This window comes from Enterobacter sp. E14S, from assembly GCF_055666685.1.
This window is the reverse complement of record NZ_JBVODQ010000004.1, coordinates 126,253-141,064: the sequence shown is the minus strand read 5'-3', so window position 1 is coordinate 141,064 and position 14,812 is coordinate 126,253. Positions and strand designations below refer to the sequence as shown.

13 protein-coding genes are annotated in these 14,812 nt (G+C 57.0%); 2 read left to right on the top strand and 11 right to left on the bottom strand.

Annotation, left to right across the window (positions count from 1 at the left end):
- Positions 1-2: 2 nt before the first annotated feature.
- Positions 3-5,585, top strand: a complete 5,583-nt coding sequence (locus ACZ6J2_RS11695) for an ATP-binding protein (protein ID WP_471725785.1) — start codon at positions 3-5, stop codon at positions 5,583-5,585.
- A gap of 3 nt (positions 5,586-5,588) precedes the next feature.
- Here ACZ6J2_RS11695 and ACZ6J2_RS11690 read toward each other — a convergent pair whose 3' ends face one another.
- Both ACZ6J2_RS11690 and ACZ6J2_RS11685 read right to left on the bottom strand, forming a co-directional pair.
- A complete protein-coding gene (locus ACZ6J2_RS11690) occupies positions 5,589-6,206 on the bottom strand; it encodes a response regulator transcription factor (RefSeq protein ID WP_033144524.1) in 618 nt (205 codons plus the stop codon).
- Between the two features lie 185 nt (positions 6,207-6,391).
- Positions 6,392-6,778, bottom strand: coding sequence for a VOC family protein (locus tag ACZ6J2_RS11685; RefSeq protein WP_471725784.1), 387 nt, complete (start codon positions 6,776-6,778; stop codon positions 6,392-6,394).
- 88 nt (positions 6,779-6,866) lie between these two features.
- On the opposite strand from ACZ6J2_RS11685, the gene ACZ6J2_RS11680 reads away from it, so the two are divergent.
- Positions 6,867-7,469, top strand: a complete 603-nt coding sequence (locus ACZ6J2_RS11680; protein WP_023310243.1) for an ATP-dependent Clp protease proteolytic subunit — start codon at positions 6,867-6,869, stop codon at positions 7,467-7,469.
- A gap of 47 nt (positions 7,470-7,516) precedes the next feature.
- Here the strand turns inward: ACZ6J2_RS11680 and ACZ6J2_RS11675 are convergent, their stop codons facing one another.
- The 9 genes from ACZ6J2_RS11675 to ACZ6J2_RS11635 all read right to left on the bottom strand — a co-directional run bounded on the left by ACZ6J2_RS11675 (position 7,517) and on the right by ACZ6J2_RS11635 (position 14,806).
- Positions 7,517-7,813, bottom strand: a complete 297-nt coding sequence (locus tag ACZ6J2_RS11675) for a hypothetical protein (protein WP_033144527.1) — start codon at positions 7,811-7,813, stop codon at positions 7,517-7,519.
- 141 nt (positions 7,814-7,954) lie between these two features.
- Positions 7,955-9,205, bottom strand: coding sequence for a hypothetical protein (locus tag ACZ6J2_RS11670; protein ID WP_471725783.1), 1,251 nt, complete (start codon positions 9,203-9,205; stop codon positions 7,955-7,957).
- A 1-nt stretch (position 9,206) separates the two neighbouring features.
- On the bottom strand, positions 9,207-9,635 hold the full coding sequence (locus ACZ6J2_RS11665) for an IrmA family protein (RefSeq protein WP_048980632.1): 429 nt from the start codon (positions 9,633-9,635) through the stop codon (positions 9,207-9,209).
- Positions 9,636-9,660: 25 nt separating this feature from the next.
- Positions 9,661-10,137, bottom strand: a complete 477-nt coding sequence (locus tag ACZ6J2_RS11660; RefSeq protein WP_058840477.1) for a hypothetical protein — start codon at positions 10,135-10,137, stop codon at positions 9,661-9,663.
- 51 nt (positions 10,138-10,188) lie between these two features.
- Entirely contained in the window at positions 10,189-10,671 is a 483-nt protein-coding gene (locus ACZ6J2_RS11655) for a coiled-coil domain-containing protein (protein WP_033144529.1), read from the bottom strand.
- Positions 10,672-10,682: 11 nt separating this feature from the next.
- Complete coding sequence (locus ACZ6J2_RS11650) at positions 10,683-11,381, bottom strand: hypothetical protein (RefSeq protein WP_033144530.1); 699 nt, start codon at positions 11,379-11,381, stop codon at positions 10,683-10,685.
- An 18-nt stretch (positions 11,382-11,399) separates the two neighbouring features.
- Positions 11,400-12,935: an SUMF1/EgtB/PvdO family nonheme iron enzyme gene (locus ACZ6J2_RS11645; protein WP_182072036.1), complete on the bottom strand. Its 1,536-nt coding sequence runs from the start codon at positions 12,933-12,935 to the stop codon at positions 11,400-11,402.
- The gene (locus ACZ6J2_RS11640) at positions 12,925-14,106 is read right to left on the bottom strand and encodes an ABC transporter permease (RefSeq protein WP_471725782.1); all 1,182 of its coding nucleotides are present in this window, start codon (positions 14,104-14,106) and stop codon (positions 12,925-12,927) included. The genes ACZ6J2_RS11645 and ACZ6J2_RS11640 overlap by 11 nt, the downstream gene beginning before the upstream one ends.
- 31 nt (positions 14,107-14,137) lie before the next feature.
- Positions 14,138-14,806, bottom strand: coding sequence for an ABC transporter ATP-binding protein (locus tag ACZ6J2_RS11635; RefSeq protein ID WP_033146480.1), 669 nt, complete (start codon positions 14,804-14,806; stop codon positions 14,138-14,140).
- Positions 14,807-14,812: the final 6 nt, after the last annotated feature.

Below are 14,812 nucleotides of genomic sequence, written 5' to 3'. Positions count from 1 at the left end.
GGATGAACGAACACGAGCAGCCTGCATTCTGGCCCGCCCAGGGGAATCTTCACCAGGGGCGGGTTTTTGTCCTTAAAGAGGATGTGATTTTTACCGTGCTGGCGCAGGAGGGCGGTATCGCCTGGATGCACGCGCGACATCCTCATTCCGGCGGCTCGTTCATTATCGCCACCGCGGTGAGCGACGAAGAGGAAGAGCGGGCAACGCGGCTGCTGAAAAACGAGTTTGCGCTGCGCGACGCGCTGCAGGACAGCTGGGCCATCCGCGCCGTTGCCTCCACCCAGTACCGGGGGCGCTTCGCGCTGGTGTACGCCCCGTTTGCGTTTGAGCTGCTGGCCCGGCGCGCGGGCAGGGCGATCTCGGGCATCCCGCGCTTTATCGAGATGGCGATCCAAATCTGCGTTCCCCTGCGCCAGATGCATCTGCAAAATCTGATCCACGGCGATATCAAGCCCGGCACTATTTTTGTTCATCACGATGCCACCTGCCGTCTGGGCAGCTTTGGCCTTTCCAGCAGTCTCTCCGATGCCGTCACCCAGGCCCGGCTTGCCGTTTCAGGCGGTACGCCCGCGTACATGTCGCCGGAGCACACCACCCGCACCCAGCGCCCCGTCGACGGCCGCAGCGATCTCTACAGCCTCGGCATGGTGCTGTATGAACTCCTGACCGGACGCCTGCCGTTTGAGCTGGGGGAGGACGATCGGGCCAACTGGGCGCACTACCATATTGCCTCGGCGCCGCTGGCCCCGGACGCGATCCGCCCGGACGTGCCGGGAATGCTGTCGACCATCATTCTGAAGCTGCTGGAAAAGCACCCCGATAACCGCTACCAGACGGTCGACGGGCTGATTGCCGACCTCCGCCGCTGCCAGGCGACGCTGACCTGCGAGGGCGAGATCGTCGCCTTTACCCCCGGCCAGCAGGACCGCACCCCGGCGATCCATCTGGCGGACTCCCTGTTCGCGACGCATCCGCAGGCGAACGACGTCATTGCGGCGTTTGAGCGGGTGGGGCAGAACCTGGCGCCGGAGCTGGTGACGATCGGCGGGCCGTCGGGGATCGGCAAATCCTCAATTATCGCGACGGCGCTCAAAACGCTGCAGCAGCGTACGGTGCTGCTGGCGGTGGGCAAAGTCGATCAGTTTTCGCCGTCGCTGCCCTACGGCGTATTAAGCTCCGCGTTCCGCACCCTGACGCTGCACCTGCTGGGGCTGCCCGCAGAAGACGTGGCGAAGTGGAAAATCCGCCTGTCTCGCGCCCTGGAGGGGTACGAGGCGCTGGCCGTCAGCCTGGTGCCCGAGCTGGGCCTGCTGCTGGAGAGCAAGCCGCGCTTCTCGGCCGATACGTTTTCCATTGACGCCCGGGCGCGCTTCAGCCATATGGTGCTGGCGCTGGTAAAAACCTTTGCCTCGCAGGGCTGCCCGCTGGTACTGGTGCTCGACGATCTCCAGTGGAGCGACGCCGCCAGCCTGCACACGCTCAACTATCTGCTGGTGAACTGCGGCGCTGTTCCGCTGCTGGTGGTCGCGGCCCACCGGGATATCAGCGCCGTGCCCGACGCCGCCCTGCAGGCGCTGCTGGCAGGCCTGCCGGAAGCGGCGCAAACCGCGAGCGAGATTGTCCCGCAGGCGCTTTCCGTCAAAGCGGTGGCGCGCTGGCTGGCGACGGTATTTCGCACCCGCAGCGCGGCGACGACCGATCTCGCCACGCTGATTCACGAGAAGACGGGCGGCAACCCGCTCTTTGTGCACGAGTTTTTCCGCCGCATCGTGGATGACGGCCTGGTAGTGCACAACAAATATCAGGACAAGTGGCACTACGATCTGCAGGCGATCCGTGCCAGACATTACACCGAAAACCTCGTCACCCTGGTGCTGGAGCAGCTAGAAGAGCTGCCCGACGAGACGCGCCGCCTGCTGGGCAGCATTGCCTGCCTCGGCGGCACGGGCGAGATGGAGATGATCTGCCGCGTGGTCGGCATGTCGATGGCGGAAATGCGCTATGCGCTGCACCCGGCGGTGATGGCCCAGCTCATCGTGCTGGCGGAAAAAAAGTACGCCTTCACCCACGACCGGGTGCAGGAGGCCGCCTTTGCGCTGCTGGATCGGCATGAGAGAAGCCATATTCACCTGACCACCGCCAGCCTGCTGGCCGACGCCGCGCGTCAGGCGGCGGGGAACGAGCTGCTGTTCCGCGCCGTTCACCACGTCACGGCCGCGCTGGACAGCATCCAGCCCGCCCCTCAGCGGGAGATGTTCCGCGAGCTGAGTCTGCTGGCCGCGCGACGCGCGAAGCGCTCGGGGGATTATCCTTCGGCGCTCGGCTATATCCAGACCGCCAGAGCGCTGGGCAACGCCGGGACGGTGTCGGACTTTATGCTCGACATCGAAGAGGCGGGCTGCGAGTTTGCGCTGGGGCATCTGGAGCGCACCCGCGAGCTGTGTGACGCCATTCTCGGCTGCCCCGGCGGGCTGACCGAAAAGGCGCTGGCGGCCAACCTGCTGGTGGAGGTGTACATTCGCCAGTCGGACAGCCGTCTGGCGCTGGAGGCGGCGCTCTGCTGGCTGGGGATTTTCGGGATCCAGATAAGCCGCTATCCGGAAGACGCCGACTGCGACGAGGCCTGGGCGCTGTTTTGCAACCGCACGGCCGACGCGCCGCAAAACCTGTTTGCCCAACTGTCGCGGATGGATAACCCGGAAACCGAAGCGGTGATGAACCTGCTCTACAGCGCCAGCATTTGCGCCAGCTTCATCTGCCCGCGCCTGCACTTTTTGCTGCTCTGCCGCATGATGCACCTGACCCTCGACCACGGCATTACCGGCGCTTCCACCACGGCGATGGCCTGGTTTGGCGTGCTGATTGGCCACCGCTACGCCGAGTACCGCCTCGGATTCCGGTACGGCACCCTGGCCCGCGAGCTGGTCAATCGCCACGGCTACGACGCGTTCGAAGCCAAAACCCTGCTGCCGCTCGACCAGCTCAGCGTCTGGACCCAGCCTTTATCGTTTACCATTGAATGCGCGAAGGCCTGCTTCACCTCGGCGGTGACCCACGGGGATATGACGATGGCCTGCTTTGCGGCCTGCCACCAGGTGATTAACTTCCTCTCGCGGGGCGATCACCTGGATGGGGTGTTGACCAGCATCGAGCGCGGCCTGGCGTTCGTGCGTAAAACCCACTTCCAGGACGTGGAGACCATTCTGATGGTCCAGCGCGGCTACGTTGAGTTCCTGCGCACGCCTGTCATCGGCACCTGGACCGCGTCGCAGGTGCTGCCGGAGGCGCTGCTTCCCGCGTCGCCGGAGCAGGCGCCGGAGAAGAACTCCACCATGCTGTTCTGGTACTGGCTGTATCGCGGCATGGCGCACTTTACCTGCGGCGAATATGCCGACGCGCAGGCGGATCTCGAGATGGCGGGCTGGTACGCGTGGTCTGCGCCGGGCCACATCCATCTGCTGGATTACCATCTCTACAGCGCCCTGGCGCTGTCACGTCAGCTGACGCCGGAGATCTTCTCGGCGAACCACCGCCGCAGCATTCACGCCCACTACGACAAAATCGCCCTCTGGGCGCGCGTTAATCCCGGCACGTTCGCGGATAAAGAGGCGCTGATTTACGCCGAAATCGTGCGTCTGGACGGGATGAACAGCATTGCGCTCGAGCAGTATGAGAAGGCGGTCCGGCTCTCCCGCGAGGGCGGGTTTAACCCGATCAACGCTCTGGCCCACGAGCTGGCGGGCCGCTTCGCGCTGGCCTGCGGTTACCCGACCGCGTCGGACGCCCACTTCCGCGGCTCGATTGCCGCCTGGGGACGCGCGGGCGCGCAGGCCAAGGTGCGCCAGCTGGAGCAGGATTTCCCGCACCTGCTGGCCTCCGGGCAGGCCAGCGCCTACGACACGGTGGCGTTCGCCCAGAACGAGACCATCCGCGATCTGCAAAGCGTCATCAAAGCCTCCCGCGCGCTGTCGGAAGAGATTAACCTTGAGCGCCTAATCGAAAACCTGATGACCATTCTGCTCGAACGCGCCGGGGCGCAGCGGGGCCTGCTGCTGCGCGTGAGCGAGAGCCTCATCCCGGAGATTGAGGCCAGCGCCTGGACCAGCACCGAGGGCGTGCGGGTGCGGATCCTGAAAGACGTGCCGACGGCGACCGACCTGCCGCTGTCGGTGCTGGCGGCGGTGATCCGCACCGGGCAGGAGATCCGCACCGGCAGGCCGGAGGAGTTCCATCCCTTCAGCCAGGACCCTTATCTGGTGACCTCGGGGGCGGCGGTCATGTGCGTCCCGATGTTCAAACAGGCGCGGCTGGTAGGCGTGCTCTACCTCGAAAACCGCCTGATGCCGGAGGTCTTCACCGCCGAGCACTCGCGCGTGGTGAGCCTGCTGGGCGCGCAGGCCGCGGTATCCCTTGAGACGGCGCGGCTGTACGCCGAGCTGCTGGCGGAGAACATCCAGCGCCGACGGGTGGAGAAAGAGCTGCGATCCAGCCAGACCTCGCTGATGCTCGGCGAGCAGATCAGCCACACCGGCAGCTGGCGCTGGGAGCTGGAGCAGGATCTGATGTTTGTCTCGGAAGAGTACGCCCGCATTCTCGGCCTGCCCGGGCAGCAAAAGACGATCTCCATGGCGGAGTTTTTGACCTTCGTCCATGAGGACGATTACGCCCGCATCAGCGCCATCGTCACCCAAAGCGTGCGCGACGGGCTCTCCATGCGCGCGGAGTTTCGCGTTAAGCGTACCGACGGCTCAACGCGCTACATACTCGGGATTGGCGATCCGGTGGGCGTGGGCAGCGAGGTGAACGAGTATTACGGCATCATCACCGATATCACCGGCCAGCGCGCGGCGGAGGATGCCATGCGGGTCGCGCAGGCGGATCTGGCGCGGGTGTCCCGGGCCACCACCGTCGGGCAGCTGACCTCCTCCATCGCCCACGAGATCAACCAGCCGCTGATGTCGATCGTCTCGAACGCCGGGGCGAGCCTGCGCTGGCTCAACCGCGAGCCCGCCCGGCTGGATAAAGTGCGCGAAGGGCTGGAGGAGATCGCCGCGGAAGGCGCGCGGGCGGGGGAGATCATTCGCAGCATTCAGTCCCTGACGCGCAAGCAGGATCCCACCTTCTCGCGCATCGACATGCACTACCTGATCCACCATATCATCACGCTCTCCCGCAGCGAGCTGGAGCAGAGACACATTAGCGTTGATTATCTGTTACAGGCGCAGAACAGCTTTATCACCGGCGATAGCGTGCAGATCCAGCAGGTGCTGCTCAATCTGGTGATGAATGCGGTAGAGGCGATGGCCGAGGTGAAGGAACGCGCCAGCACCATTACCCTCAGCACCGCCAACGCGGACGGGAAAGTGATCGTCGAGATCGCCGATACCGGGAGCGGCATTGAGCCCGAGCGGCTGGAGCAGATTTTTGATTCGTTCTACTCCACCAAAGCGCAGGGGATGGGGATGGGGCTGACTATCAGCGCCAGCATCATCGAGCGCCACTGCGGGAAGCTGAGCGCGCGCCGCCGGGAGCCGTACGGCACGGTGTTTGCGTTTGCGCTGCCGCTGGCGGCGCAGGAAGGGTAAGCGTTACTCCGCAGGCTGGCTATTGGTCAGGCGCTCAACGGCCCTGACCAGCTCCGCCACGGAGCGCACCTGCATTTTCTCCATCACGCGGCGACGGTGCACCTTAACCGTGATCTCGCTGACGCCCAGCTCGGCGGCAATCTGCTTGTTCAGCATGCCGCTTATCGCCAGCGTCAGCACCTCGTGCTCGCGCGGGGTGAGGGACATGTGGCGCTGCTTCAGGGCGTAGTGCTCTTTATTGCGCACGGCGTTGTGTTCCGCCAGCTGAAGCGCGGACTCGATGGCGTCGATAAGCGCGGTGGATTCGACGGGCTTGGTGAGAAATTCGTACGCGCCGCCTTTAATGGCGCGCACCGACATCGGGATAGTGCCGTGGCCGGTAAGAAAAATAATCGGGATCTCGCGCCCGCTGTCCTTTAGGGCGTCAGCCACCTCAAAGCCCGAGATGGCGGGCATTTGCATATCGAGGACCACGCACGACGGGAGCTCTTCAAAGCGGTGTTGAAGAAACGCTTCTGCCGATGAAAAGCCGACGGCGTTCAGGTCCGCCGAATCCAGCAGCCCGATCACGGACTGCCTGACCGCGTCATCGTCATCAACCACATACACAATGTGTTCCATTCACCGCCCCGGTGCTGATTTACATGTCGAGGATGCAAACAATCCCGCCGGTTACGTAAGGGACTGTTTATGCTGACTTTCATCTTAACACATTAACTATCATTATCATTTAACAATATGATAACCGTATGAAGATGAAGTATAGCGATACGTGACCGGGGCGGCTAAGCAACGAAACGCTGATTTTATGCACCCACAAGCTCAATGCGGTTGCCGTCCGGATCCGCAATTACCGCTTCATAGAAGCCGTCCCCGGTCATGCGAGGGGCGCTGAGCAGCGTGCCGTTGGCCTGTGCCCGCTCGGCCATGCTGTCGACCTGCGCCCTGCTGCCGACGTTGATGGCGATATGCGCCCAGCCGATAAACTCCGGGTGTGCAGGGGCGTCGGGCAGATTCGGCAGCGTCATCAGCTCGATGGTCGGCCCGTCATCCAGCGTAATAAAGTGTGATTCGAAACCGGGACGATTTTTACTGACGTAGCGTTCGTTACTGCGGCCACCAAACACCGTTTCCCAGAACTGAACCTGCGCGTTCAGGCTGCGGGTCCAGAGTGCGACATGGGCAATATTCATAAGCTCCCTCGTTATTTGTCTGTGAGGACTTTCACCGGTAAAACAGGCTACACTCTGGTTTTGAGCGCGACAAGCTGAGGAAATAACAATGCACTACACACTGAAAGATAGCGACAAGGAAAAAGCGGAAGGGTCAAACGGCGCGGGCGCTCTGCAGCAAAAACTGCTGGAGTCTCGTTCGATTGTGATCTCCGGTGAGATCAACCAGGAGCTGGCGCAGAAGGTCATCACCCAGATGATCCTGCTGCAAAGCGTCAGCAACGATCCGATCAAGCTGTACATCAACAGCCAGGGCGGCCACGTGGAAGCGGGCGATACCATCCACGACTTCATCAAGTTCATCCGCCCGGAAGTGCACGTCATCGGCACCGGCTGGGTGGCGAGCGCCGGGATCACCATCTTCCTGGCGGCGAAGAAAGAGCACCGCTACTCGCTGCCAAATACCCGCTTTATGATCCACCAGCCACTGGGCGGCGTGCGCGGTCAGGCAACGGATATTGAGATCGAAGCGCGCGAGATCATCCGCATGCTGGATCGCGTGAACAAGCTGATCGCCGACGCCACCGGCCAGCCGCTGGAAAAAGTGAAAAAAGACACCGATCGCAACTTCTGGATGTCTCCGGCAGAAGCGCTGGACTACGGTATCGTGGGCAAGCTGATTACCCATTATGACGAGCTGAAGCTGGATTAAGTTTTCGCGGCGTGTTTGAGTCGGGTGGCGGCTTCGCCTAACCCGACCTAGCGTACCTCGAACACCACCGCCATCCAGTTCGTTCGCGTGCCTGGCGGAAACGCCGGGTAAGGATCGAGCCGTGTGCATGCCCCCGCCCAGATGTATGTATCCTCATCAATGCGATACCAGTGCGCGTTGCCTTCCACAGCATCCCCCATCACCGCAGCCTGCACCGTCAGCTGGCTTCCCGCAGGGAGTTCACGCGCCACGGGCGAGAATACCGAGGGGTTCTGTTTACGCGTGTAGACCGCTGTTGTGGTCTTAACAAAGCCAGTGACCGGCAGTTCAGTGAAATCGCTCATTTCAGGCCTCATGACAGCTCTCTCTTAACGTAACGATATAAGCCGCTGTAAATATGGCGATCACGATAAAGCGTGAAACTGTCAGAATGTGTCATGCAGAAGTCTGAAAGGCACCCGTTGAGCGGGTGCCTGGAGGATTACTTAATTCTGGGCTGCGATGCTGATAAGTTCGTAGATTTTTTTTGCCCCGGCATTTGATTGAGTCAGTTCAATATTATGTTTCTGGCCATTCTTCATATGCAGGACAATTTTTTTATTAAAGGATCCTTTTATGACTACGCTACTGACTTCGCTGAAGCGGGCGTAGAAAGTTTCATACAATTTTCCTAACACGCAATAAACACCGTCATCGGTTAATACCACACCATGATCCCCTTGGCCGAAAACCGTTTCGTCGTAGTAGAACAGGATCGCATCTTCCGTGAGAGGAGGCAGCAATTGACGATGACTGGCCGCCTGGACGAAATTATTTATTTTTTTCGCGTTGAGATTGTCGTAGCGGTAAAAATTGTGGTCTTTGTTCGTCGCATACTGTGTTAATTCACCCCCGGCTGGTTTGTGTTCCAGCGCTGGCAAGGTTTGCTGTGGCTGTTGTGGTGTTGTTATCGTTGCCTCCGATACGGAACCAACCATAGAGGCACCAACAGCTCCCATCCCCGGAAGCGTCTGGGAGGTCACGCTATGTTGAATGGTGGTCACAGTTCGGGTGTAAGCGTTGACATGGCTCCCGCCTCGCATATGCGCTGATACGTTTTGCGGGGTTTTGACCACGGTCTGCACCGGGGTCAGCACGGTTCTGAATGCCGCGCGCAAGGATGCCACAATCGAGACGATCAGAAGTGCGATAAGTGGGACCGAAAGCCACATAATTGAAAAATAGAAAATACTTTGCTTAGTGTTGGTTGCCAGCTGCGTTAACCTGGAACAATAAAGCCCTGCAGTTATCACGTACACGACACCACAAGCGATAGTGGCAGCCATGTTGCTCTCCCCGTCCATTGCCATTTCCTGGATAACGGGAAAGAGCAAACATCCATAAAGAACAGCGCTAAAGAGCGCATCGGGAAGTAATGTTTTTATCGTCTCAAAGGCTTTCGCAATATTGTAGAAGATCCACAGAAGTAACAATATCCAGCCAATGACAGGAATAGCTGCGGCGATAGCCATAAGTATCATGCTGACGATCATACTGCCAAGAATATTGCCTAAATGCCCTTCCGAAATAAGATACCAGATAAAATACAGGAAGGAACCGGCGAGAACGGCCGGGAAGGCGACCACAACGCTTGCAGGTATAAAGAAAACGAACCCGCCAAAGATAAGTAATAACAAAAAGCAAAGGCCAGGTCCATTATTGTCAGGTGTTGAGTTTGCTTCAGCGTCTATAGACATATTAGTGATCTGCCTGCGGGTTAATGATAGGGAATGGAATAAATGCCCTTGGTGTAAGCAAACTGAGAGGTAAAGGCTGTTTGGTCTTTCCGTTAACTAATGCCAGTGACGTCAGGCGCAGCGTGAGATTGCTTTCGCAATAATGCTCGCCTTCGGCGAAAGCCGTTTGGTATCGCGTGGCATCAGAATCGCCGAATGGGTCTACCTGCAAAGTATCATGAGCTACAAGGTTATTTTTTGCATCAACGAGGTCAAAGCCTATCTCTAACGAACCAACGCTTTCCATGCCACTGTCCAGCGTGAAAGTGGCGCTGCACATCCCTTGATTTGCCCAGACGGTGTTTGAGTGCCAGATCTCAATCGCATGAGTTGGAGCAGCGAATAAAAGACATGCGAATACTGTGCTACAGTGTAAGTAACGGCTCATCATATTTTACCATCCTGAAAATGATGTATTAATCAACATAACCGTATGTTGCATCATCACCGGTGTCCGCTTCTTTTACGAGGCCTTGACCGCGATATTCATTAGGTAAAAAACCCCCATTAGTGCACTCTTTTTTCATGATGAGCTTTTGGTTTTTATATACTTTCAGGCCGGTATAATCCCATCCTTTTCCCGTACCGCTATAAACAACATAGCTGTAGTTGCCATTGATGAAACGATAATAATAAGCGCCTCCACCTGAGAACGTCATTTCACCCAGGCGAACCTGCGTTTTGTCTCCCTCATTTTGGGGGAGAGTCATTTCTACTTTTTCAAGTGAGCCGTAATAATAAGTAGGAACATCGTGATCCAGACGGACGATAACGTATTTTCCGTTCGTGAGTTCGCAGTTGAAAATAAGTTCAGGCTCAGGCGGTGCAGCATGAACGCTTGGAGTTGTCGCCAGAAGTGTCAATAATCCAGCAGAGAGTAATTGAGATTTCAACGTTATTTTTCCTTAGCAGGTAAAGCAGCCGGTAATCCGGCTGCTATTTTATTATTGTGAAGCCAGTGTTTCTTGTAATTCATTCAGCTGTCCCTGCAGCTTCTGCAGTTCCATCTGTTTTTGCAATTCGGAAGCGCTTGGTTTGTTTTGCGCCTCCTTCATACTTTTTTCCAGGTCTGCAACTTGCTTTTGAGCATCAGCCCGGCCAGCTGTTTTTTTCTTCAACTGGGCGACCAGATTGTTCATCGACTTTTGCAGTTCTTGCTGCGATTTTTGTTTACTGGCTACGTTGGCATTGCTCAGTGCTTTCTCTTTTTCAATCGCATCATTCACCGCTTTGAACTCTTTATTCAGTTCCTGATCGTGTTGCAGCGTTTTTTGTTTATCTTCAACGCGCTTATCCCAGGTGCCGGAGTAGTTGCAGTTAAATTTGGTAATAATGCTGACATCACCGGTTGTCGGGTCACAATCTCGCGCGTTAGTGGCACAGCCGGCTAATATGAGTGCGCTGAGTGCAAGAAAAATATAACGCATTGCTATTCCCCTCAACCGACTTTCAGCGCGGTGCGCTGGGTATAGAGGCTATCGAGCTCGCCCTGCAGAGAGCCAATTTTGTCGCGCATCAACGCAATCTCGCTATCCAGATTTTGGGTATCACTGCCGGATTTGCTCATGTCTGCAGAAACGTCCTGCCACTGCTTCTCATGTTTTTTCATGTCGGTGATGGTGCCGCGAAGGTAAGCAATGTTGGCATCCACTCCTTTAATTTGCTTCTGTACGGCGTCTTTTTTCACCGTGTTTGCAGCCATATCTTTTTCTATTTGAGCGAGGGTCTTTTTATCAGAGTCGATAACCGATTTTGCAACGCTGGTTGCGTTCTGAATGCGTTTGTTTTCGGCTTCAACATCCTTAATCGTTGCGTTTAACTGCAGCTCTTGGGAGGCGTATTTTTTGCGCTGATTATCCAGATAGGCGTTAGCCCCCATACCCACACCGCAACCGGCGATAGCGGCGGCGGCCATACATACCGCTTTGTTGCTGGAGTTACTGACAGCGCAAGCCAGTGCGCCGATTACCGCGCCGCCAGCACAGGCCTGCCAGCCTGATTTATTGAAAAACTCAACGTCCTGATTATTGGCAAGGCGCGGGTCGACGCCGCCACTACTTCCCGTACTGCCATTCTGGCACCCCGCCAGAAATACCATCATTCCTGCTATCACTGCTGTGCGAATAACCTTTAACATTCCAATCTCCTGAACTATTTAATTATTTTTTTTACATGAACTAAGCCACGCCTCGCGCGCAACTTTTCCATCTTTCCAGTACCCCTGAAGGTTCTTCCAGTAGGTATTGAGATAACCGTTAAGGTTGGTTTTTCCGCGTGCAGCCATCTGTTGCAATACGACAGCGACCTGCGGTTCGATGAGGGGTTTGTCATAGGTTGTGCCCATGTCTACCAGGGTGTCAGCGTAATAACTGGTAATAAAATCAAGGGCTTTTTGATGTTGACCAAGCTGTTCCTGACGGCGGGAGCAATTAGCATCAAGCTGGCTGCCTGCGGCACAGGTTTTGGTGAAGAGCTGGTTGAGACGATCGTAAAACTCGCCGTCATCTTTCATTTTTGTGCACAAAAAGGCGCCCAACTGTAACGATGTGCGTATTGCCTGATCCCGTTGTTCATCCCGAAGCTGGCTATTTGCGCGCAGCTCACCACGCAGTTGCTCAAGTTGTTTCTTTAGTGCGTCATCCTGGACTTTTGCCGAGATAGCATTCAGGTTTTTTAGCGAATCATCAGCTTTGCCTGCAGGTGTCTCCTTTTTACCCGTGCCTAATGATTGCCACTCTTTTTCAATCTCTTTCACCCGCTCGCGTGATGTCAGGGTTGTGGAAACTAAAACCAGACGAACACCGGTGCTTTTGGTTGTATTCTCGCCCGCATTGGCATAGTACGGCTCCTCTCCACGCAGTGAACTGCGGATATCCGCCTGAGGAGTCATATAACTGCCCCCCCGAACGACATAGCCCCCAGCCTTACCATGCAGGCGATCGAGCTTGTTCAGGCGGAACGGGTCAAACATCATCTCTGCTGCGTTGCCCAGTATGTCGTGCAATCCGAGCGGGTTAGGTTTCAGCAGGCCGGTAAGCTGAAGTTTTCCATTTGCAGACTGTGCCCCCGCAAACCAGACATAACCGTTTAATCCTTCAGGCATGGGGAAGTGGCGATCGCGGAACTCTGCGGGGGAAACCGCGAGCCCGCCGCGTGCGGCAAACTCCCACTCGGTTTCTGTCGGAAGCCGTAAAAATCCCGCCTGACCATCATCTTCAGGCAGTGCAGAAAGTTTTTCTTTTCGTAACCACAGGTTGTATTGATTTGCGAATACCATGGCATCCATCCAGCCAATACTCACCTTCGGTAAACGTCCTTTCATATCCGTCGTCGGGCATTCCCCAGAAAGCGCGCGATACTGCAGGTCGCTCAGTTCATATTTGGCCATCAGGTAATAACGGCCCTTACCACCCTTCTCCGGGAAACTGCCTGCAATGTGTTCCTGGCGAGATTGTTCAACGTATCCCCAGTCGTCGCCTTCTTGCCCCAGCGTGATGTTGTAATCTTCCAGCGGTTTATTCAGCGGGATAGCGACTTTGCGAAATGCCATGGCACCGTCGCACGGCATAGGCAATATCACGTCATCGGCCAGAGGTTTTGGGTTCCAGAACTTTTCATCCCAGGTGGCATTCGCCGCGCAGGCGTACCCGAGTCCAATGATAGCCAGGCTCATCGCCAGTTTAGATTTCACGTAAACTCTCCGCAGGTTCGATTTTCAGTGCGCGCAGTGCTCCGATAGCGGCCACGCCTAACGCCACGGCAAGGACACAGAGCAATGCGGCGATAAAATGAAGGGGGTCAAGGTGACAGACGAATGCCTGGTCCGGTAAAGAACTGCCCAACAGATGGTTGAACAATGCGCTGCCCAGCAGGTAGATGATCACACCCAGTCCGTATGAGACGCCGGTCAAACACAGCGCCTGAATAATAATAAAAAGCGTCACAGCGCGACGGCGAAAACCCAGAAGGCGCAGCACGGCCATATCTTTGCGCTTACGATCAATGTTGGCGATGAAGGCACCGACTAACGAGGCGATGCACCCTGATGCAGAGATCCAGGCAATCACGCCAAAGATAATCCCCAGCACACGGTCGATGGCACGCACAGACTCAATTTGAGCTGACTGAGTGATAGCCTCAATGTTCTGCGTCTCCAGCCACCGCGCGAGGAGTGAAACGTCATCTATCGAACTGGCATAGATACGTGCTCTTGAATAGCGGGTTCTCTCTCTGGGCGGCTTGCCATCGCTGACCCCCAGCAAGGGAACCTGAAAGCCATCGCGGTAGTCTTCCAGAGCAACAAGCAAAGGCAATGTAATAAAGGCACCTTGACGTGAAAATTTTGCGTCATCCAGCACGCCGGTAACGGTTAAAGCGAACGTGGCGCGTTGGTTTTTCCCTTCGCTTTTTCGGCTCACCATCAGGCGCAGGATATCTCCTGGCTGCACGCCAAGGCGCCGTGCCGCACTGGCGCTGAGTACGGTATCGCTGTCTTTGACCGGTGCTCTGACATCCTGCAAAAGAGGATCGCCTTTGGCCGTCGGGATCACTTCAGCACCCGGGACAAAGTGTTGCCCGTCCCGGACCAGATCGGCCTGAGTGTTCAGCGAACGGGTTAACGGAATCGAAAATCCGACTTCTGAACGGCGGGCGAGCTTATCAAGCCAGGCAAAATCATAATTACCATTACCCGTTATACGTACTTCCCGGGTGCGAGGGTCGTCGAGAAGCTGATGGCGAAGCTGGCTGACAATGCCATTCTTCAATCCGAACAGCAGCAATAACGGTGCGATAACGGCAATCAAAGAGAAGATGATGCACAGCGCGACCTTGCGATCGTGAATGAGATCGCGCAGAGCCATACGGCATAGCAGGGTGCCTGACGCTGGCATATCAGCTGGGTAAGAAGACACTTTTTCCCTCTCCGGTCACGGCCTGATATCGGTCAATCCCAAAATGCGTCACGCGCTGCCAGTCGTGGCTCACAACAATGGCTGCCATATCCAGTGAGCGCACCATGCCGATCATCAGGTCAAACAACCGGTCTGCATTATCAGGATCCAGCGCCGCAGTCGGTTCATCGGCAAGGAGTAAGCGTGGCTGGTGGGCAATCGCACGGATGAAGGCAACGCGCTGGCGCTCGCCGATAGAAAGCCGGGAAGGCATTCTTGTCAGCAGCGGCCGCACGCCCAGGCTGTCGATGGCCTTATCGAGCCAGGCTGACTGTAGGCTAAGTCCTGCCAGCCTGCGAACCAGAGTGATGTTTTCTATCACGGGTAACCAGGGCAACAAGCCGCCGTGCTGTAGCATAAACCCAAGCTCGCGTGCTCGAAGCGCGGCCAGGACAGGCTCGTTTTCAGCCATGAGCGGTATTGAAATATCGCGACCGGCGAGCCGGTATTCGGCAAGATGCGCTGGGCGGAGGATCGCCCCTATCATCTCCAGAAGCGTGCTTTTACCGCACCCGCTAGGCCCGGTTAGAGCGACCACCTCTCCCTTTTTCAACGAGAGGTGCGGGAGGGCGACGCTATAGCCATGCGTCCCGCCCCGGCTGATCTCCATATCGCG

Coding starts and splice junctions, on each gene's coding strand:
- ACZ6J2_RS11655 (WP_033144529.1), bottom strand. CDS start 10,671: ATGCGTTATATTTTTCTTGCACTCAGCGCACTCATATTAGCCGGCTGT.
- ACZ6J2_RS11680 (WP_023310243.1), top strand. CDS start 6,867: ATGCACTACACACTGAAAGATAGCGACAAGGAAAAAGCGGAAGGGTCA.
- ACZ6J2_RS11675 (WP_033144527.1), bottom strand. CDS start 7,813: ATGAGCGATTTCACTGAACTGCCGGTCACTGGCTTTGTTAAGACCACA.
- ACZ6J2_RS11685 (WP_471725784.1), bottom strand. CDS start 6,778: ATGAATATTGCCCATGTCGCACTCTGGACCCGCAGCCTGAACGCGCAG.
- ACZ6J2_RS11695 (WP_471725785.1), top strand. CDS start 3: ATGAACGAACACGAGCAGCCTGCATTCTGGCCCGCCCAGGGGAATCTT.
- ACZ6J2_RS11635 (WP_033146480.1), bottom strand. CDS start 14,806: ATGGAGATCAGCCGGGGCGGGACGCATGGCTATAGCGTCGCCCTCCCG.
- ACZ6J2_RS11640 (WP_471725782.1), bottom strand. CDS start 14,106: ATGGCTCTGCGCGATCTCATTCACGATCGCAAGGTCGCGCTGTGCATC.
- ACZ6J2_RS11670 (WP_471725783.1), bottom strand. CDS start 9,205: ATGTCTATAGACGCTGAAGCAAACTCAACACCTGACAATAATGGACCT.
- ACZ6J2_RS11690 (WP_033144524.1), bottom strand. CDS start 6,206: ATGGAACACATTGTGTATGTGGTTGATGACGATGACGCGGTCAGGCAG.
- ACZ6J2_RS11665 (WP_048980632.1), bottom strand. CDS start 9,635: ATGATGAGCCGTTACTTACACTGTAGCACAGTATTCGCATGTCTTTTA.
- ACZ6J2_RS11650 (WP_033144530.1), bottom strand. CDS start 11,381: ATGTTAAAGGTTATTCGCACAGCAGTGATAGCAGGAATGATGGTATTT.